Origin of the sequence: Citrobacter sp. Igbk 16, assembly GCF_028069755.1 — a bacterium.
Classification (GTDB): Bacteria; Pseudomonadota; Gammaproteobacteria; order Enterobacterales; family Enterobacteriaceae; genus Citrobacter.
Genome location: NZ_JANEWJ010000132.1, coordinates 1 through 203 on the forward strand (window position 1 = coordinate 1; position 203 = coordinate 203).

1 pseudogene is annotated in these 203 nt (G+C 64.5%); it reads left to right on the forward strand.

Going from position 1 to position 203, the window contains the following annotated elements:
• Nucleotides 1-203: pseudogene (locus NNO03_RS22715) on the forward strand (hypothetical protein); the annotation flags it as partial.

The window sequence follows — 203 nt, forward strand, 5'->3', positions numbered from 1 at the left end:
TGGCAAACGCCACGCTGAAAGCGGGCAGCAGCTGGAAGGATAACGGCGACGGCACCTACATGGCGACGTACACGGCGACGACGGTGGGGACGGACCTGAAGGCGACGCTGCAGCTGAGTGGCTGGGGTGCGGCAGATACCTCAGGGGCGTATGCCATCACGGCAAACACACCGGACGCGGCGAAGTCGGCCATCAAAACCGAC